Source organism: Beggiatoa leptomitoformis (assembly GCF_001305575.3).
GTDB classification, from domain to species: Bacteria; Pseudomonadota; Gammaproteobacteria; order Beggiatoales; family Beggiatoaceae; genus Beggiatoa; species Beggiatoa leptomitoformis.
Genome location: NZ_CP012373.2, coordinates 2,134,362 through 2,151,290 on the forward strand (window position 1 = coordinate 2,134,362; position 16,929 = coordinate 2,151,290).

The 16,929-nt window shown below is 41.7% G+C and carries 13 protein-coding genes; 11 read left to right on the forward strand and 2 right to left on the reverse strand.

Going from position 1 to position 16,929, the window contains the following annotated elements; all coding sequences use genetic code 11:
- Positions 1 to 131: 131 nt before the first annotated feature.
- Entirely contained in the window at positions 132 to 1,022 is an 891-nt protein-coding gene (locus AL038_RS08955) for a porin family protein (protein ID WP_062151977.1), read from the forward strand.
- Between the two features lie 12 nt (positions 1,023 to 1,034).
- Entirely contained in the window at positions 1,035 to 1,685 is a 651-nt protein-coding gene (locus AL038_RS08960) for a hypothetical protein (protein WP_062151979.1), read from the forward strand.
- A 109-nt stretch (positions 1,686 to 1,794) separates the two neighbouring features.
- On the opposite strand, the gene AL038_RS08965 is transcribed toward AL038_RS08960, so the two are convergent.
- Entirely contained in the window at positions 1,795 to 2,352 is a 558-nt protein-coding gene (locus AL038_RS08965; protein WP_062151981.1) for a GNAT family N-acetyltransferase, read from the reverse strand.
- On the opposite strand from AL038_RS08965, the gene AL038_RS08970 reads away from it, so the two are divergent.
- From AL038_RS08970 to AL038_RS08980, 3 genes are all read left to right on the forward strand, one after another.
- Positions 2,351 to 3,793 (forward strand): sensor histidine kinase, encoded by a 1,443-nt coding sequence (locus AL038_RS08970; protein ID WP_062151982.1) that lies wholly within the window; start codon positions 2,351 to 2,353, stop codon positions 3,791 to 3,793. The two genes, AL038_RS08965 and AL038_RS08970, sit on opposite strands and share 2 nt — an antisense overlap.
- A gap of 177 nt (positions 3,794 to 3,970) precedes the next feature.
- Positions 3,971 to 6,199 (forward strand): tetratricopeptide repeat protein, encoded by a 2,229-nt coding sequence (locus AL038_RS08975; protein WP_145917081.1) that lies wholly within the window; start codon positions 3,971 to 3,973, stop codon positions 6,197 to 6,199.
- A complete protein-coding gene (locus tag AL038_RS08980) occupies positions 6,199 to 6,909 on the forward strand; it encodes a DUF3142 domain-containing protein (protein ID WP_062151984.1) in 711 nt (236 codons plus the stop codon). Before AL038_RS08975 ends, AL038_RS08980 begins: the two co-directional genes overlap by 1 nt.
- Before the next feature lie 376 nt (positions 6,910 to 7,285).
- Here the strand turns inward: AL038_RS08980 and AL038_RS08985 are convergent, their stop codons facing one another.
- Positions 7,286 to 10,402, reverse strand: coding sequence for a PAS domain S-box protein (locus AL038_RS08985; protein WP_062151987.1), 3,117 nt, complete (start codon positions 10,400 to 10,402; stop codon positions 7,286 to 7,288).
- Positions 10,403 to 10,778: 376 nt separating this feature from the next.
- Between AL038_RS08985 and AL038_RS08990 the strand changes: the two genes are divergently transcribed.
- The 6 genes from AL038_RS08990 to AL038_RS09015 all read left to right on the forward strand — a co-directional run bounded on the left by AL038_RS08990 (position 10,779) and on the right by AL038_RS09015 (position 16,902).
- On the forward strand, positions 10,779 to 11,333 hold the full coding sequence (locus AL038_RS08990; protein WP_066246115.1) for a Smr/MutS family protein: 555 nt from the start codon (positions 10,779 to 10,781) through the stop codon (positions 11,331 to 11,333).
- A 167-nt stretch (positions 11,334 to 11,500) separates the two neighbouring features.
- Entirely contained in the window at positions 11,501 to 12,064 is a 564-nt protein-coding gene (locus AL038_RS08995; protein WP_062151988.1) for a hypothetical protein, read from the forward strand.
- Positions 12,061 to 12,525: a hypothetical protein gene (locus AL038_RS09000; RefSeq protein WP_062151991.1), complete on the forward strand. Its 465-nt coding sequence runs from the start codon at positions 12,061 to 12,063 to the stop codon at positions 12,523 to 12,525. The genes AL038_RS08995 and AL038_RS09000 overlap by 4 nt, the downstream gene beginning before the upstream one ends.
- A gap of 111 nt (positions 12,526 to 12,636) precedes the next feature.
- Positions 12,637 to 14,727, forward strand: a complete 2,091-nt coding sequence (locus AL038_RS09005) for a secretin N-terminal domain-containing protein (RefSeq protein WP_161575455.1) — start codon at positions 12,637 to 12,639, stop codon at positions 14,725 to 14,727.
- Entirely contained in the window at positions 14,724 to 15,719 is a 996-nt protein-coding gene (locus tag AL038_RS09010) for an NAD-dependent 4,6-dehydratase LegB (protein ID WP_062151997.1), read from the forward strand. The genes AL038_RS09005 and AL038_RS09010 overlap by 4 nt, the downstream gene beginning before the upstream one ends.
- A 13-nt stretch (positions 15,720 to 15,732) precedes the next feature.
- Complete coding sequence (locus AL038_RS09015; RefSeq protein ID WP_062152000.1) at positions 15,733 to 16,902, forward strand: LegC family aminotransferase; 1,170 nt, start codon at positions 15,733 to 15,735, stop codon at positions 16,900 to 16,902.
- Positions 16,903 to 16,929 lie beyond the last annotated feature (27 nt).

Here is a 16,929-nt window from a genome sequence, read left to right on the forward strand (position 1 = left end):
TTTTAACCCTTATACGTAAGTGCTGAATATCCTGATTCGGGAAAGTTTTATGTCGTTAGCCTCAGCTAATAATTAACTTAGCAATATTATTTGCATCCTAGTCTGTTTATCTACACGAAAAAGGAAAAATCATGTTAATTATGCCTCATGCTCGTCCTTACTTATTGATTTTCATTGCTTGTTTATATAGTTTTTTTTCTGTATGTAGTTATGCAAGTAATTTCGTGGAAACCAATGCAAGCATCCTCTATGACGATAATCTTGGACGTGCTGAACAAGATGCTGATATACGAGGAGATTCTGCCTTGCAACTGTCTGTCAGTGCAGGAAAAGTTTTTCATCCGAGTGTTGGAAATAGTCTTGTGTTAAAAACAAACTTACAAACAACTCAATGGTTTGATGTAACTGATTTAAGCCAATTTAGTTTAGGTATTATGGGACAATTTACCCATAAATTCGGTTTAGGCGCGCTTACACCGCGCGTTAGTGCGAGCTTATCTATTGATTATGCAGATTTTCGTAGTGATATTCGAGATAGTTGGATTTATCGTGCAGAAACACGCCTTGATAAAAGGCTAGATGAATATTGGGAATTACATGGCGGTATTGCTTATAAAATCAGTCGTGCGCGTGAGGAAGGCAGTAGTGCGCGTCCGCCGTTTGATGTATTTGACCAACAACGTTTTTCTGTTTTTATGGGGGGCGATTACGCCTTGACGGAAGATGTTCTGCTCAGTGCGACTTATCGCTATCACAACGGGGATATTGACTCGACGGCAACCGCACCGAATGCACGTTTCTTAAACGCATCAACTGCACGGGCGATTGATGACGCTTTTGGCAATGATAAAGTCGTTTATAAATTAGATTCGAATACGCAAGATGTTACCTTAGAAGCTAACTGGATACTCACAGACAATACTGCATTGACCATGGGTTATGAATACCTATTGACGACAGCAACAGATGAGATTGAATATAAATCAAACCTGTTACGCTTAAGTATCTTTGTTTCTTTTTAAATGGGGTAATTTATGTTAAAAAAGCAATTAGTTATATTATTTATGACGGGATGTTTATCAACGGTTAGTTTAGCCGCTTCGGTAAGTGTTAGTGTTTCCGACCAAACGGGAAACCCAATTCAAAGCGCAGTGGTTGAAGCGGTTTCTCCAACGGGTGCATTGGCAAAACCAGCAACGTTTGTAGAAATTGTTGACCAAGTGAATAAGGAATTTGTCCCACATATTACCGTTGTTCCCGTTAATACGCCGATTAAATTCCCGAATAAAGATAATATTCATCATCATGTCTATTCTTTCTCACCCGCTAAACCCTTTGAATTGCCCTTGTATGAAGGCACACCAACAGAACCGATTTTATTTGATAAAGCGGGGATTGTTACATTGGGTTGTAATATTCATGATTGGATGTTGGGCTATATCTATGTTGCTGATAGTGATAAGTTTGCACAAACAGATGCTAAAGGACAAGCAACCATTAGCCAACTACCTGCGGGCAAATACCTTATTAAGGTTTGGCATCCTAACGCACACAATGCTAAGGAAGCAGATAGTTATCCCATTACCTTGGCTGATGATGATAAACAACAGCTTGCTGTACAAATGACTATAAAACCTGCCATCCGTATCCGACGTACACCTAGCTCACGAAATAGCCAGTATTAATGAACGATTAACCCCCGTTTATGCTACGGGGGATATGATTTAACTTTATTTTTTAAAGTCTGAAAATTTTGATTTAGACCGTTTGTTAAACGATGTAATGCGAAAATAATCATAAAGATTCAGCTAATACCCGCATCGTTTGTTCTGTAATCTGATAAGGAATATGTCCTGTGCGTTGCATGTCCAAATTATCATAAAGGGCTTGATGCGGATTCCAATCAGGGATATGCAAATCAACGCGACTATATTGTTTTTCTACGGCTTTTTGGCAAACTGCGGCAATCAGTTTTTGCCCTACATGTAGGTTTTGCCCGCTGTCTTCTACATATAAGCTGTCTATATATAAATAAGCTTGTCCGTTAAACGTTGAATAGCTTTTCATAAAAGTTACCAACCCTATTATTTTATTACTATATTCTGCAAGTAATGTGTGGTAATACGGACAATGCCCAAATCCATTGCGGGTAATATCGGCAATTGTTGCTGTAAACAAGTGTCCCATCCCTAAAGAATCTGCCAGCTTTTTTAATAGCGCGTGCATAATAGGTGCGTCATCAGGGCGCGCGGGGCGAATGGTGAGCGTGTTCATATTATCTTTTGTAAATGGTCGCGTGACCATTGCTAACGTACTTTTTATAGAACAAGTTGGTCTGTCGAGAATTTGCATGATGTGTCGCCCCCACTCCCTCAAAAACTTACTATTTCTTTATGAAACAACCTTTCTACTGCTGGTTATCGTTACGGGAACGATAGGCGGTAGCTGGGCTTATTGGTGGCAGAAAACATCTAGTGAATCTGCACGTATCAATGTGTTATATCACAGTATTTACAAAATCCGTGAAACCTTATTTAAGCAGATAGAAAGCGTCAATAATACCAACCGTTTGGAAGGCCCAGCGGCGTTTATGACTTTTTATCAGGATTATCCAGTGCTGATTAACCAACAATTTGCGCATTTAAGCCAGACAACCACGTCAGCCACTGAAAAAGAACTGGTTCAGCAATTTCAAACCGCTTATCTGGTTATTCAAAATAACTTAAATAATTTATTGGACTCTAGCACGTTTTACTTACAGTTAGCACAAGGACAATCGGTTAATGCACAAGCTATTATGGCAAAATTTGATGTTGCGTTTACAGCTTTTTTGCGCTTTTTAGAATCTCAACGGCAAGCCTTAGATGCACAAAACCGACAATGGATACATTGGACATTACTTATCATGCCATTACCTGTTTTGTTAGCTATATTACTGCTGATTATTTCGCGCCGTGCTGTCCGCCAACGCTTTGTTTTACCTATTTTACAAATCACTGCCGACGCACGACGTATCAGTGCAGGTATGTATGACCCCTTAATTCATGTTGATGGTGTAGAGGAAGTCCAAACCGTTGCTCGAGCAATCAATCAAATGATGCAAGCCTTATTAGCCAGTCAATCCGCCATCTTAGAAAAAGAACGCCAAGTTGCTTTAGGTGCATTAGTTCCTGTTATTGCACATAATATTCGTAATCCGCTCGCCAGCATCCGCGCCATTGCACAAATGATGGAATGTCACCAAGCGGAAACACTGGAAGCGCGAGATGACATTATTACGACGGTTGACCGTTTAGAACGTTGGGTAACATCACTGGTTTCTTACTTGCATCCTTTAAAGCCTGTCTTACAACCTGCCAATATGGCAAATGTTTTAACGACAACCGTGCAATTATTGAAGATAAAGCTAGAAGCCAAGCAATTGCAGATAATATTAAACGGGTTGACAACCCCCAGCACCGTACTCATGGATGTCAATTTAGTAGAACAAGCCTTGTATGGATTATTAAATAATGCGATAGAAGCCTCACCAACAGGCGCGAACATTCAATTAACTTTGCATCAACAAGCAGGTGGGCTATTACACTGCACGATTGCAGACCAAGGGAGCGGAATGCCTTTTATTCCTCAAGCACAACCTCAAGCCCTCGTTGCTCCCATGCCCTCTACCAAGCGTTTCGGTACAGGCTTAGGCATTCCATTTGCGTTTAAAGTTTGTCAAGCACACGGCTGGCAATTAACTTTTGCATCAGAGAAAGGACAAGGAACCTGTGTGCAACTCATTATTAAATAAAACTTAAGTATTTTTAAACGCTTTTTATCCCCTCAAATTAAGGTCGTATTTTTTTATCCTTTTAATACTGCCAATATTTGGAACTTCCGCAAATTCTGATTCAGACAAAAGTAAAGGCTTAGGAAAAATATTTTAACGAATACGATGACATGACTCTCTTCGTTTTTTTGGTAAAATATGACTCCACCTAACTCCCTCATTAAACCGAGTTTACTGATGCGCTATTTTCATTTACTCATTGTTCTTACGCTTTTTTACGCCCCCTCTGGTTTCGCCTCTTTTGATATAGATTGTGACGATAATTTAGGACAACTAACCGTAGCACTACAGGCGGAACACCTTTTAAGTTGTAATGATGAATTAGCAGGCACTGATTTTTTAAATCCCTACAATGATACCCGTATTAACCTGATGTTAATTTTAGAAGATTTAAAATCAATCCCGCTAGATATTGTTAAGGCAGAAACCACAGACAATGAGAATATTCGTTATGAAATCCCATTTTATTACAAAGATTTATTTAACTCACAATCCCCACCCCAATCTGACACAAACGAAGCAAAACCAGTAGAATCTATCGGATTGACATTAGAACAACTGGTAACACAATTAGGTGTTGATAAAGAACTAATAAAAACGACAGGTTATCAAGAAGCACAATGTATCTCTAATGACAGCCTTGCTGCTCAATTATTTCTAACAACGCTGAATAACTTATCCATATCAACAGAAGAAAAACAAATCCTTGCAAAAACTCGATTACAATTATTAGGGCTTTGTCAAGCAACCCCAGCAGCGGCATTAACAATTCCTGTCAACACACCTATTGCCCAAGAAATGGCGACATATTTACAAGGGATAAATTACTTTTATAGTTCAGATTTTGCCAATGCCGCCAATGAATTCAAAAAATTATCCACCAGTGAACAAGCTTGGTTAAAAGAAACTGCCTTGTATATGTTAGCCCGCACGGCTTTAAACGATACTCAAGCAGATGAATCCTTTGTAGAAACGCAATTAAACCAATATTTAACCCACTATCCACAAGGTGCTTATGCAGACTCAGCACGCGGGCTATTCCGACGTTTATATTGGTTATCTAATAACCAAGCCAAGTTGGCGAAAACCTTAGCAACAGCGATTAATTCGCAACCATCGCTTTACACAGAACAACTTTTTGAATTTATTAACGAAGCTGAACACGCCTTATTCTTCCCCTATACCGATACTGAAAACCCTAAACCCTCTTTTTTATCAACCTCATTAGATTGGGATGCACCATTGCTTTATGCCGTTGCGGTATTAGTACGGATGCGAACAAATGCGGAAAAACCCATCGAGAGTATCCCGCTTGCCGTTTTACAAGATAAACAAACATCGTTTACACAAGCAGGATTAGGGGCTTTACATACTTATTTATTACTCGCAGATACCTATTTTGTACAAAAAGACTATGCGGCTGTTCTCCAAAAAACGACTAATCAAACCATTAGCAGCCCTGTATCAATGACTACTTTTAGCACCCTGACATTACGCGCATTAGCCTTTGAAAAAACAAAACAATGGGAAAAAGCAGAAACAATTTGGCTGGACTTATTTAAAAATACCCAACACCCTATCCAACAACGTCAATTACAACTTGCTTTAGCACTTAATTATGAACAATCTGGACGGCTACAATCTATTTTTGCTAAAGATTCTGCTGTTACTGATAAACGCTTACAACATCTGTTAATTCAACGTTCCGCCTCTGCCAAACTATTAGAAGACATCTTAAACACACCCGATATCGAAGCACTTACCAAAGCAATTGCACTAAAAACCTTATTATTTAAACAATTAATTCATGCAAACTACGCAGAATTTACCCGTATTTATCAACAATACCCCATTAAAGACTATCCTGATTTCAAAGAATTACAAAACTTTCAATGGACAGGAGAACCACTCGCCACAGACGATGACCACTACACCTGCCAACCTTTGTTAAAAACCGCGCAACGCCTTGCACAGAATAAAAATGATGCCGTTGCTTTAAATTGTGTTGGCGAATTTTTCCGCCTATTTTTCTACTACAACTATGCAGAAGTCTATCTATTTTATGATGTTAATTTCTCTGCACCGCATGGCGATAAACCCTACTATTTAGGTGAAATGCCTGATTATTTTGCAGGCAAAACCTACACGCGCTTAGATTACTCATTAGCCGTGATTGACAATCCCAAAGCCCCCGACCAAGCTAAAGCCTACGCGCTATACCGTGCGATTAACTGCTTTGCAACCAGCGGAGCCAATCATTGCGGACGACAAGAGATTCCACAAACCCAACGTGCTAACTGGTTCAAATTATTAAAACAAAAATATAAAGAGACCGATTGGGCAATCCAACAAAAATATTATTGGTAATGAGAAATTACCGTTTATTTTTCTTGAGCTGTAGCGTTTTTATTGCCGCCGCCACACCGCTAACCCATTCTGTACAGCCACATAACTATCAAGCATTTTGGGTGTGGGGTGGCATAAAAACTGCGCAAATTCCCCCAACGGCACAACGCTTGTATATTTTGCAAGGCAGTATTCGCCCTGACAAACAACAAGGCTATTTTCAACGTCAAGGTATTTTGGTAAAACCACTAAATACCCCTGTCTTCTTAGTTTATCGTTTAGAAATATTGGCTTGGGACGCGGTGATATGGCAAAGTATTTTAAATCAAATCCATTATTGGGAGGCGCAATCGCCCGCTGTTCTAGGGATTCAACTGGATTTTGATGCACAAACGAAACAATTAGATAAATATGAACAATTTTTGCGACAAGTTCGTATAACATTACCGCAACAATATCAATTGAGTATTACGGGGTTATTAGATTGGAGTCAAAACGCATCCCCAACGGTTTTACAAATCCTTGCGGACACAGTGGATGAGGTGATTTTTCAAACTTATCAAGGTAAACACACGATTCCCCACTACAAAGCGTATCTGCATTCTTTAGCAGAGCTACGTGTACCGTTTAAAGTTGGTATTGTGGCGCGAGGGGTGTGGGATAGGAAAGATGAGCAATGGTTAGAACAATTAAGCCATTATAAGGGTATCGTGGTATTTTTATTGCCTTGAGGATAACTAAGCGATAAATAATGGATAATGGTATTTAACCTGAGTTCGGGATAAGAAATTCTCGTTCCCACGCTCCAGCGTGGGAATGCCTACCGCGTCGCTCCAGCGGCGAGGACTTTAATCACTTATTTAAGATAAAAACCATTGAGTTAAATCCGCCTCAATGTTTAACCAGCCTAAGCAAACGCGCCGCTAGAGCGACGCGGTAGGCATTCCCACGCTGGAGCGTGGGAACGAGATAAACCAATTAAATTTATTAATTTTTCCCTATTTCTTATCCCGAACTCAGGTTATTTAACGCTATGCTATCCCTGCTGTTTTTTGCCATTGGTTGATTGCAAGACGACTTCACAAGCATTTATCATGCTGTTAATCATTAATATTTTTTCAAGTCCTGATTCAGATAATCTTTTAGCCCGACTACATTTTTATTATAAAACGCATAACGTCCTCTACCTGCCTTCTTAGCTTCATACATTGCGTTATCCGCAAATTTTAACAACTGCTCTAAATCTTGCCCATCATCGGGATAAATGCTAATTCCAATACTTGCAGAAATGGTGACTTGATGCGTATTTAATATAAATGGTTGTTGTAACGCAGTAATAATCCGTTTTGCCATCACGCTTGCATCGTATGGGTCATGCAGTTCCGTTAATATCATTGTAAATTCATCTCCCCCTAAACGCGCAATCGTATCTGTTTCGCGCACAGACACAATAAGCCGTTCTGCAATTTGTTGCAGCAACAAATCGCCCACTGCGTGACCTAAGGTATCATTAACAGGTTTAAAACCATCAATATCAATAAATAACAAAGTAAATAGCCGATGATGCCGATTAGCCCATGCACGCGCTTGGATTAAATTATCATGGAATAATAAGCGGTTTGGTAATCCTGTTAGTGAATCATAATTTGCCAAATAGCGAGCGTGTTCAATATCTTGCTGTAATCGTGAAATATCGCTGAGAATTGCCATATATTGCACAGGATTTTTATGTTCATCCGTAATCAAGGAGATGGTCAACCATGCAATATATAACTCGCCATCTTTTTTCCGATTCCAAATCTCTCCTTGCCAATGTCCTGTTTGTTCAATACTTTGCCAGATTTGTTGATAAAATTCTTTATCGTGTCGTCCTGATGATAAAAAATGCGTGGATTTACCCAATACTTCCTCAAGGTTATATCCTGTAATCCGACTAAAAGCAGGGTTTGCTCTTAATAAATGGTTAGATAAATCTGTAATAAAAATACCATCGGCAGTGGTTTCAAAAACCGTGGCGGTGAGTTGTAAATCTTGTTCAGCCTGTTTTTGTACGGTGATGTCTTCTATCATCCAAATATCCCCTTTTTCGGGCATAGCGGGGTCAACGGCAGTGCCGACAAGTCGCGCCCAAAAGGGTTTATTATTTTTGGTATGAATTAAATACTCTGTCGTAAAATTTTCGCCGCGTTGAAATTGCGCCATTGCCTGTTGCGTAATTTTTTCACAATCTGTTGGTTGTACACATAATTCATCAAAGGTCATTCGATATAACGCATCAGGTGGATACCCAATTAAATCAGCTAGTTTATGATTAACCCGAATAAAATGATTATTTTTAACATAAGCGATGCCTATAATACTGTTTTCAATAATAACTTCTAATTCGCTAACTGTATCGCGCAATTCTGACTCTAGTCGATAGCGTTCTGTAATATCAATAGAAACAGCAACTAAGCCAATAGTTTCTCGATTTTCTCCCAATAATGGAATGTATTTATTTTCTAAGACCAGCTCTTTTAATTTTGTAATATTACTTAATGTGTTACCTGTTGCAAAAACGGTTTCGATACAATTCACTTCTGCGGGAAAACCATCCAACACTTGGAAAATGGAGCTACCCACTAATTCATTGCTTTGATAGCCTAACGCACCTAATGATTTCCCTTGTGAAAATTGAATATTTCCTTGTTTATCAATAACAAATAAAATGATAGGTGCAACATTAATAACTGCCCGTAGTCGCTCTTCACTTTGGCGCAAGGCTTGTTCTGCTTGCTTACGTTCGGTAATGTCGCGGGTAATGGCATAAACGCTTTGTTGTTCGACGAGTGGGTAGGCTGTCCATGAAACCCATTTGTAATCACCCGATTTACATAAATATCTGTTTTCAAAATCAAATATAATATTACCCGCCATCATTTTACGTACCACTTGGCGCGTTATCTCGTGGTCGTCGGGATGAATAAAATTCAAAATGGGTTTTGCCAATAATTCTGTTTTTGTCCAGCCCAGTATTCGCTCCCATGCGGGGTTTAACTCGGTAAAATAGCCCTGAAAGTTGCTAATAGATTGCATATCCACAGAAAAATTAAACAGTCGACCGCGCTCTTCTTCAACTTGTTTACGTTCCGTAATATCGATTAATGTTGTAAGAAGCAGTAATTGTCCATTCGTTTGTGGCAGGCGTGAGCTGGTAAATAAGATATTGAGTTTCTTACCTTGACGGTTTTGGATGTGCCATTCACCTTCTGTTTCCTGTGTTTCCTGTTCACCCGCTAACAAGGCGTTATAACGCGCAAGCCAAATGGTATGTTTTTCTGGTGGAATAACCCGTGTAACTGAATGACCAATCAATTCTTCAGGCTGATAGCCATAAAGTTGGCAGTACGCAGGATTAACGCGAACATACAGACCTTTTTCATCAGTAACGCAAATTCCAATTTTGCTCACTTCAAAAATGGTAGTCAGTAGGGTTTGGCTTTCTTGTAGTGCGTGTTCGATACGTTTATGTTCAGAAATATCGACATAAATACCAACGATTCGATAGGGAATTTCTTCTTCATTCCACAAGGCTGCCGCGCGAATAAGAATCCAACGATAGGTTTGGTCTTTATGTCTTAAGCGGTATGTTCCTTCGTAATCAGCAATTTTTTTGTCCAAATAGGCTTCTAAAGTATTCCACATACGCGCAAAATCGTTAGGGTGAACAAAACGGCTGATTTCGTCTAATTCATCAGGAATTTCATCATCTTGATAGCCTAACATGTATTTCCAACGTGCGGAAATATGTACTCGATTGGTGAGTAAATTCCAATCCCACATACCATGATTTGCACCTTGCATAGCCAGTTGGAAACGTTCTTCGCTGTCTCTTAGTTTTTTTTCTATTTGTTTTTGTTCGGTAATATCGGTAGCAACTGCGTAGTAATAGGTTTGTTGAGGGACGCTATTCAGTGACCATTGCAACCAGTGATATTGTTCGTCAGCAACGCGCCACTGTCCAACAAAGTTAATACTGGTCTTATGTTGCGCAAAGAGGGTGGTTAGGGTTTTTTGAATCGTCTGCTGTTCATCTGGGTGTAACCATGACAGTAAATTAGTATTGACAACAGGTTGTCGCGCCAAGTTAGTTTCCCATGCAGGATTTGCTTGGATAATTGTCCCTGTCGTGTCTATTACACAGAGTAACGCGGTGACATGGTTAAAGAAATCATGAGCAGCCATAGCAGTTTCTATTGTTAGCGTATTATGAATAACTAATCATTTATAATATAAATCATAGCATTAAACTAGCATTAAAATCTTAAGGATTTTATTTTGGATAAAATCAGACTTTCTGCAAAAATATCAAAAAAGACGGATAACGGATAATATTGTTTGAAACAGTTATATCCGTATTACTTTCTTGATTTTACCAAGTTGGACATTCCACTTGCCTTATTTGTTTATGGACTCCACAGTTCCCACATCTTATGCTATTTTCCACATCCTGTTTATTGTGGCTTTTGAGACGGGCTATTTTATCAATGACAATAACACACTTTATTCTTTTAACTAATGGCGTTAACTATGCTAATTATAAGCAGATGGCAACTAGTGCATGGCTAGTGATGATGATAAAAACAAATCAGATGACAGCATCTTGTTTCATACATTGATGCAACAATCTGGGGTAAAGCCAAATCCACCTGCTAATCGTGTTTTAGATACGTCACCTCGCCCGCGTCCTATCCCCCGCCAACGATTTTTAGAAGATGCCCAAGTTAAAGAAGATATGCTGTCAGATGCTTATGACCCAGCAGAATTAGAAACAGGTGAGGAGTTATTATTTTTACGCTCAGGCATTCAGCAAACTTTGTTCCGTCGATTACGACGCGGACAGTTGAGCATTGAGACAGAATTAGATTTACACGGTATGACTGTGCCTATAGCGCGTGAAGCCATTGCAGAATTTTTACATTATTGTCAAAGTCGTAATATTCGTTGTGCGCGCATTATTCATGGTAAAGGTTATGGCTCATGGCAGAAACAACCTATTTTAAAAATCAAGGTCAACCATTGGTTACGTCAGCGTGATGAAGTGCTGGCCTTCTGTTCAGCCCGTCCTGTTGATGGTGGAACAGGTGCTGTGTATGTGTTGCTTAAACGTGGTTAGCGTGAATAACACGACTTTAAAACGGTGAGAGCCGTATCATTATTAAATGAGTGCATTTTTCAAATCTGAAAATTCGGCTAATCCTGATTCAAACAGATTTTTAACTATCCGTCATCACGTAGATACTGATACTATTTGTCCCTCCTTATTGGCTTTTATCTGCTCGCATGTCCACTCCTTTAGTTACTGAGTTACAAAATAATATTCGCCTACGACTTGGTTTATGGTTCATTCTTTTTATTCTCTCTGCTTATGGTCTTTTGTTATTAAATGATTACCGATACAAAGTAATGGGAGAATACACAGAAGCGAATAAACGCCTAGCGCAATTACAAAGCATTACCCAGCAACAATACTGGTTAGAACGCAAGCAACAAGTACAAACCTTACGACTGGATACAGAAAGTCATTTATGGCTTGCTAATAGTAAAGGGTTAGCACAAGCCAATGTGCAAGCATGGTTAAGTAATCAACTAAAAGTTGCGGGCATTAAAGAACCGCGTATTAAAGCAGAAGCAGCAATTGATGCCACACAAACCGCACTTAATTTATGGCAAGTAACGGCACAAGTAGAAGCCCCATTTAGTGTGAATAGCGTTAATACCTTACTGCTCGCCATCACGCAAAATCCACAATGGCTGATTATTGAACGGTTTGAAATCCGTTCAGGACAATCCATGCGCTTTACCCTCGTTGTTACTGCTTATTTTCTACCGTCTGCAAATTCATGAAACTGATTCCTACCAATAATCGCCAAGTAATTAACTGGTTACTGGCTATTACCCTATGCAGTGCAGGAGCATTATATCTAGGGGTTGCTGAACCGACACGCAATTTACAAACACCAACGCCAGAAGATGAATGGCAATTGCCAACCTTAGCCGCCCCCATAGAAGCACAAGCACTTTATGCTAAACTGAACACACTGCAACCATGGGGAAAAGAGCTAGAAAACGCATCAAAAACAAATAAAAATCAATCTACCAATAAATTACAACTTGTCGGTATCGTCAAAGAAGGCGGAAAACAGTATATTCTGCTTTCTGATGGTCAAAAGATAACCCGTTACACCATAAAAGATACCTTACCTGATGAAACAGTTGTTATTTCCATTGACAAGAATACCGTGACTTTACAACGAACAGACACAGAAGAAACCCTTAAGTTGTACGCGCCTAAACCAACTTCCTAACTTATCTCTCAGCGTTATTTAACTGTTTAACCTCCCATGTCTAAAAATGCCCTACTTTTTATATACACTGTTATCTTCTTATCTGCATGTGTGTTACCACCCGCACAAGATATGCGCATACCAACCCCCTTACGTGCGCCCGCTGTCAACTACTCCAATGCCACACAAGTTGAAGAAAAAAAAGAAGAACCGCGCGACACAACCCATTTTCAAGACACCCCGCGCTATCCATTGACTTTATCCAGTGTTGGAGGAGAAGTTAAAGATTACATTCCCACTTTTGCACATAATCAACCATTGCAAATTAGCGTTGAAGCCCTCCCACTGCCTGCCTTCATTAACGAAGTGTATGGCAACCTACTAGGGGTATCTTTTGAAATTGAAGCCAGTTTACAAGCCAAAAAAGACCTTGTTACCCTGCGTGTTGTTGACTCACAAACCCCTATACAACTGTATAAATTAGCTAACCAAGTGCTAGAAAATTATGGCGTTGCAATCGTACTACAAGGTGATATGCTCCGCTTTGTTCCCTCAGCGAACAATACCAACATCGTCCCCCCATTACTCGTCACAGGGACAACACTACCCAACGTACCTATATCACATCGCCCTATCTTTCAAGTTGTTCCCTTAAAAGTTGTGCGTAATACACAAGTTGCAGGCTGGTTACGCCAGATTTATAACAACCCAAAACTACAAATGATAGAAGACCCTGAACGTAACGCGATGGTACTACTCGGAACACCCGAACTCATTCGCAGTGCTGTCGACATCATTGGATTTTTAGACCAACCCTTTATGCGCAGTCGTCACAGCGTCCGCATTGAACCCGTTTTCTTAAGTGCAGAAGAATTAACCACACAATTAACCAGCGTACTCGCCTCAGAAGGATTTGCAGTATCGGGTGGAGCTAGCAGCGGGGGAAGCATTATCATGTTCCCATTAAAAGCCAGTAATGCCCTGATTACCTTTGCGAATGATGCAAGCGTTATCGAACATGTCAAACAATGGGTAAAAACCCTAGATGCCCCCAACAGCACGATTAACAAAAAAGTCGGTGACAGCTTATATTTCTACCCCGTACAAAATACCCAAGCAGAAAACCTTGCTAAAGTCCTAACACCACTGCTAGATGGTGTCGTTGCCGCCGCAACACCAAACACCAACCGACCCGCTAATGTGCCAAATACAACACCGCCAACCAACGTATCACCAAGCACCACAACCAGCACGACCACCACAACCACCAGTCGTAAACTTGTCGTTGATACCAACCGCAACGCGCTACTCTATCAAGGTTCATCCGAATCATGGGCATACCTACTCCCCATCCTAAAACAAATGGACCAACCCCCCAAACTCACCCTAATAGAAGTCACCCTTGCAGAAGTAACGCTTACCGACCAAGAACAATTTGGCATTGAATGGCTTGCAAAAGGGATAGACCTTGGCAGTACCTTAGGTGGCACACTCTCAACAATTGCCCTAAGCACAAGCAACTCAGGACTAACCTACACCATAGACAACGCAGGACAAACCCGCGCACTCCTTGGCGCATTCGCCAGCAACAGCCGTGTTAGCCTCCTATCCTCCCCGCGTATCATGGTTAAAAGTGGCGAAAGTGCCACGATTAACGTAGGCACAGAAGTTCCCATCGTAACCAGCCAATCCAGCGACTCCAGCCAACAAAGCGACTCAACCATTCTGCAACAAATTCAATACCGCAATACAGGCGTGATACTAACCGTTAAACCCATCGTTCACGCAGGCAACCGCATAGACCTAGACATTAACCAAGAAGTCAGCAATGCCTCAACAAACGAATTTAGCGGTATAGACTCACCCTCCATTTTTAATCGCAGTATCGCCACCAAATTAACCCTTAACGACGGCGGCTCAGTTCTACTCGGCGGACTGATTTCTAGCAACAGCGACACAGGCGACAGCGGCGTACCCATTTTAAAAGACATCCCCATTATCGGCAGTCTATTTAAAACCGAAAGTAGCAACAAAACGCGCACAGAACTCATTGCCATTATTGTCCCCTACGTCATCAGCAACGACGCTGAAGCGCAAGAAATTACCCAATCCTTTAGAGAACGCCTAACCGTAGAAACCACAGATACCGTCTCATCAACCGTACCAACGGCAACCGTTATCCCCAACATCATTCAACCGCTAAAACAACAGACAACACCATGAAAATACTGGTTACAGGCGCAGATGGCTTTATTGGCTCACACTTAACCGAAGCCCTCATACACGCAGGGCATGACGTGCGCGCATTTGTCCTATACAACTCATTCAACACATGGGGCTGGTTAGACCACATAGACAAATCCACACGCGAACAACTCGACGTTTTCACAGGCGACATCCGCGACCCCTTTGGCGTTAAACAAGCCATGCAAGGCTGCGATGTTGTCATGCACCTTGCCGCCCTTATCGCCATCCCCTACTCCTACCACTCCCCTGCTACCTACGTAGAAACCAACATCAACGGCACACTCAACATCGTCCAAGCCGCACGCGAACTAAACGTACAAAAAGTTATCCACACCTCCACCAGCGAAGTTTATGGCACCGCGCGTTTTGTCCCCATTACCGAACAACACCCCCTACAAGGACAATCCCCCTACTCCGCAACCAAAATCGGTGCAGACCAACTCGCCCTCTCCTACTACCAAGCCTTTAACACCCCCGTTACCATCATCCGCCCCTTTAACACCTACGGCGCACGTCAATCCGCCCGTGCCGTGATTCCAACAATAATCACCCAAATCGCCAACGGACAACACCAACTCAAACTCGGTGCGCTACACCCCACCCGCGACTTCAACTACGTTCGCGATACCGTGCGCGGTTTTATGGCCTTTTTAACGACAGACAACTGTCTAGGCGAAGTCATTAACATAGGCAGCAACTACGAAGTCAGCATTGGCGATACCGTACGCCACATAGCCGACCTAATGAATGTCAACGTCAATATTGAAGAAGAAACCGTGCGCTTACGACCCCAAAAAAGCGAAGTAGAACGACTCTGGGCAGACAACCAAAAAGCCCGCGATATACTAGGCTGGCAACCCGAATACGCAGGCTTAGACGGCTTTAAACGCGGCCTACAAGAAACCATACACTGGTTCACCAATCCCGACAATTTACGTCGTTACAAAGCAAATATTTACAACCTATAAAGTGAGCAGGGCAATGGCATTAAATATCCCTTTGATTACAGAAACATTAAAAACCTGTTTACCACAACGCGATTTTATTGCCCTACACGAACCCCAATTTAAAGGGCGCGAATGGGAATACGTCAAAGAATGTTTAGACACAGGCTGGGTATCCTCCGTTGGCAAATTCGTCGACCGCTTTGAACAACAACTTACCGAATATACAGACATTAACCACGCCATCGCCACCGTCAACGGCACAGCAGCCCTACACATCTGCCTACTACTCGCAGGCGTACAAACTGACGACGAAATACTAACCCCCGCGCTCACCTTCATCGCCAGCACCAACGCCATCGCCTACTGTCGCTCCATACCCCACTTTGTCGATTGCGACGAACACACACTAGGCGTTGACCCCATCGCACTAGCCGACTACCTACAAACCATCGCCTACCTAAAAAATGACGTATGCTACAACAAACACACCCACCGCCCGATACGCGCCCTACTCGTCATGCACACATTCGGACACCCCGTCGCCCTAGACCCCTTACAAGACCTCTGTCAACGCTACCACCTAACCCTTATTGAAGATGCCGCAGAAGGATTAGGCTCTTACTACAAAGGGCAACATGTCGGACATCATGGCAAACTCAGTGCCTTAAGTTTCAACGGCAACAAAGTCATTACCACAGGCGGTGGCGGTGCAATTCTCACCAACGATGCCACCCTTGCCAAACAAGCCAAACACCTAACCACCACCGCAAAAATCCCACACGCATGGCGATTTGACCATGACCAACTCGGCTATAACTACCGTTTACCAAATATTAACGCCGCATTAGGCTGTGCGCAGCTAGAACAACTCCCCAACTTTCTCAACGCAAAGCGTCAACTAGCACACCGCTATCAACAAGCCTTTGCAGCTATAGAAGGCGTGCATATTTTTTGCGAACCTGCGGATACAAAAGGGAATTACTGGCTAAACGCCCTATTACTAGACAAGCTTTACGCAGACCAACAAACCGCCCTATTAACCCACACCAACCAACACGGCATCATGACCCGCCCCGCATGGACGTTACAACACAAACTCCCCATGTACCAAACCTGCCCACGAATGGCATTACCCATAGCAGAAAGCCTTGAAGCACGATTGATTAATATCCCCAGCGGTCAGGGATTACTGAATGATGATTAATTTTAACGATGGACTAGGGCGTATAAT

Coding starts and splice junctions, on each gene's coding strand:
- AL038_RS08955 (WP_062151977.1), top strand. CDS start 132: ATGTTAATTATGCCTCATGCTCGTCCTTACTTATTGATTTTCATTGCT.
- AL038_RS08960 (WP_062151979.1), top strand. CDS start 1,035: ATGTTAAAAAAGCAATTAGTTATATTATTTATGACGGGATGTTTATCA.
- AL038_RS08970 (WP_062151982.1), top strand. CDS start 2,351: ATGATGTGTCGCCCCCACTCCCTCAAAAACTTACTATTTCTTTATGAA.
- AL038_RS08965 (WP_062151981.1), bottom strand. CDS start 2,352: ATGCAAATTCTCGACAGACCAACTTGTTCTATAAAAAGTACGTTAGCA.
- AL038_RS08975 (WP_145917081.1), top strand. CDS start 3,971: ATGACTCCACCTAACTCCCTCATTAAACCGAGTTTACTGATGCGCTAT.
- AL038_RS08980 (WP_062151984.1), top strand. CDS start 6,199: ATGAGAAATTACCGTTTATTTTTCTTGAGCTGTAGCGTTTTTATTGCC.
- AL038_RS08985 (WP_062151987.1), bottom strand. CDS start 10,402: ATGGCTGCTCATGATTTCTTTAACCATGTCACCGCGTTACTCTGTGTA.
- AL038_RS08990 (WP_066246115.1), top strand. CDS start 10,779: ATGGCTAGTGATGATGATAAAAACAAATCAGATGACAGCATCTTGTTT.
- AL038_RS08995 (WP_062151988.1), top strand. CDS start 11,501: ATGTCCACTCCTTTAGTTACTGAGTTACAAAATAATATTCGCCTACGA.
- AL038_RS09000 (WP_062151991.1), top strand. CDS start 12,061: ATGAAACTGATTCCTACCAATAATCGCCAAGTAATTAACTGGTTACTG.
- AL038_RS09005 (WP_161575455.1), top strand. CDS start 12,637: ATGCGCATACCAACCCCCTTACGTGCGCCCGCTGTCAACTACTCCAAT.
- AL038_RS09010 (WP_062151997.1), top strand. CDS start 14,724: ATGAAAATACTGGTTACAGGCGCAGATGGCTTTATTGGCTCACACTTA.
- AL038_RS09015 (WP_062152000.1), top strand. CDS start 15,733: ATGGCATTAAATATCCCTTTGATTACAGAAACATTAAAAACCTGTTTA.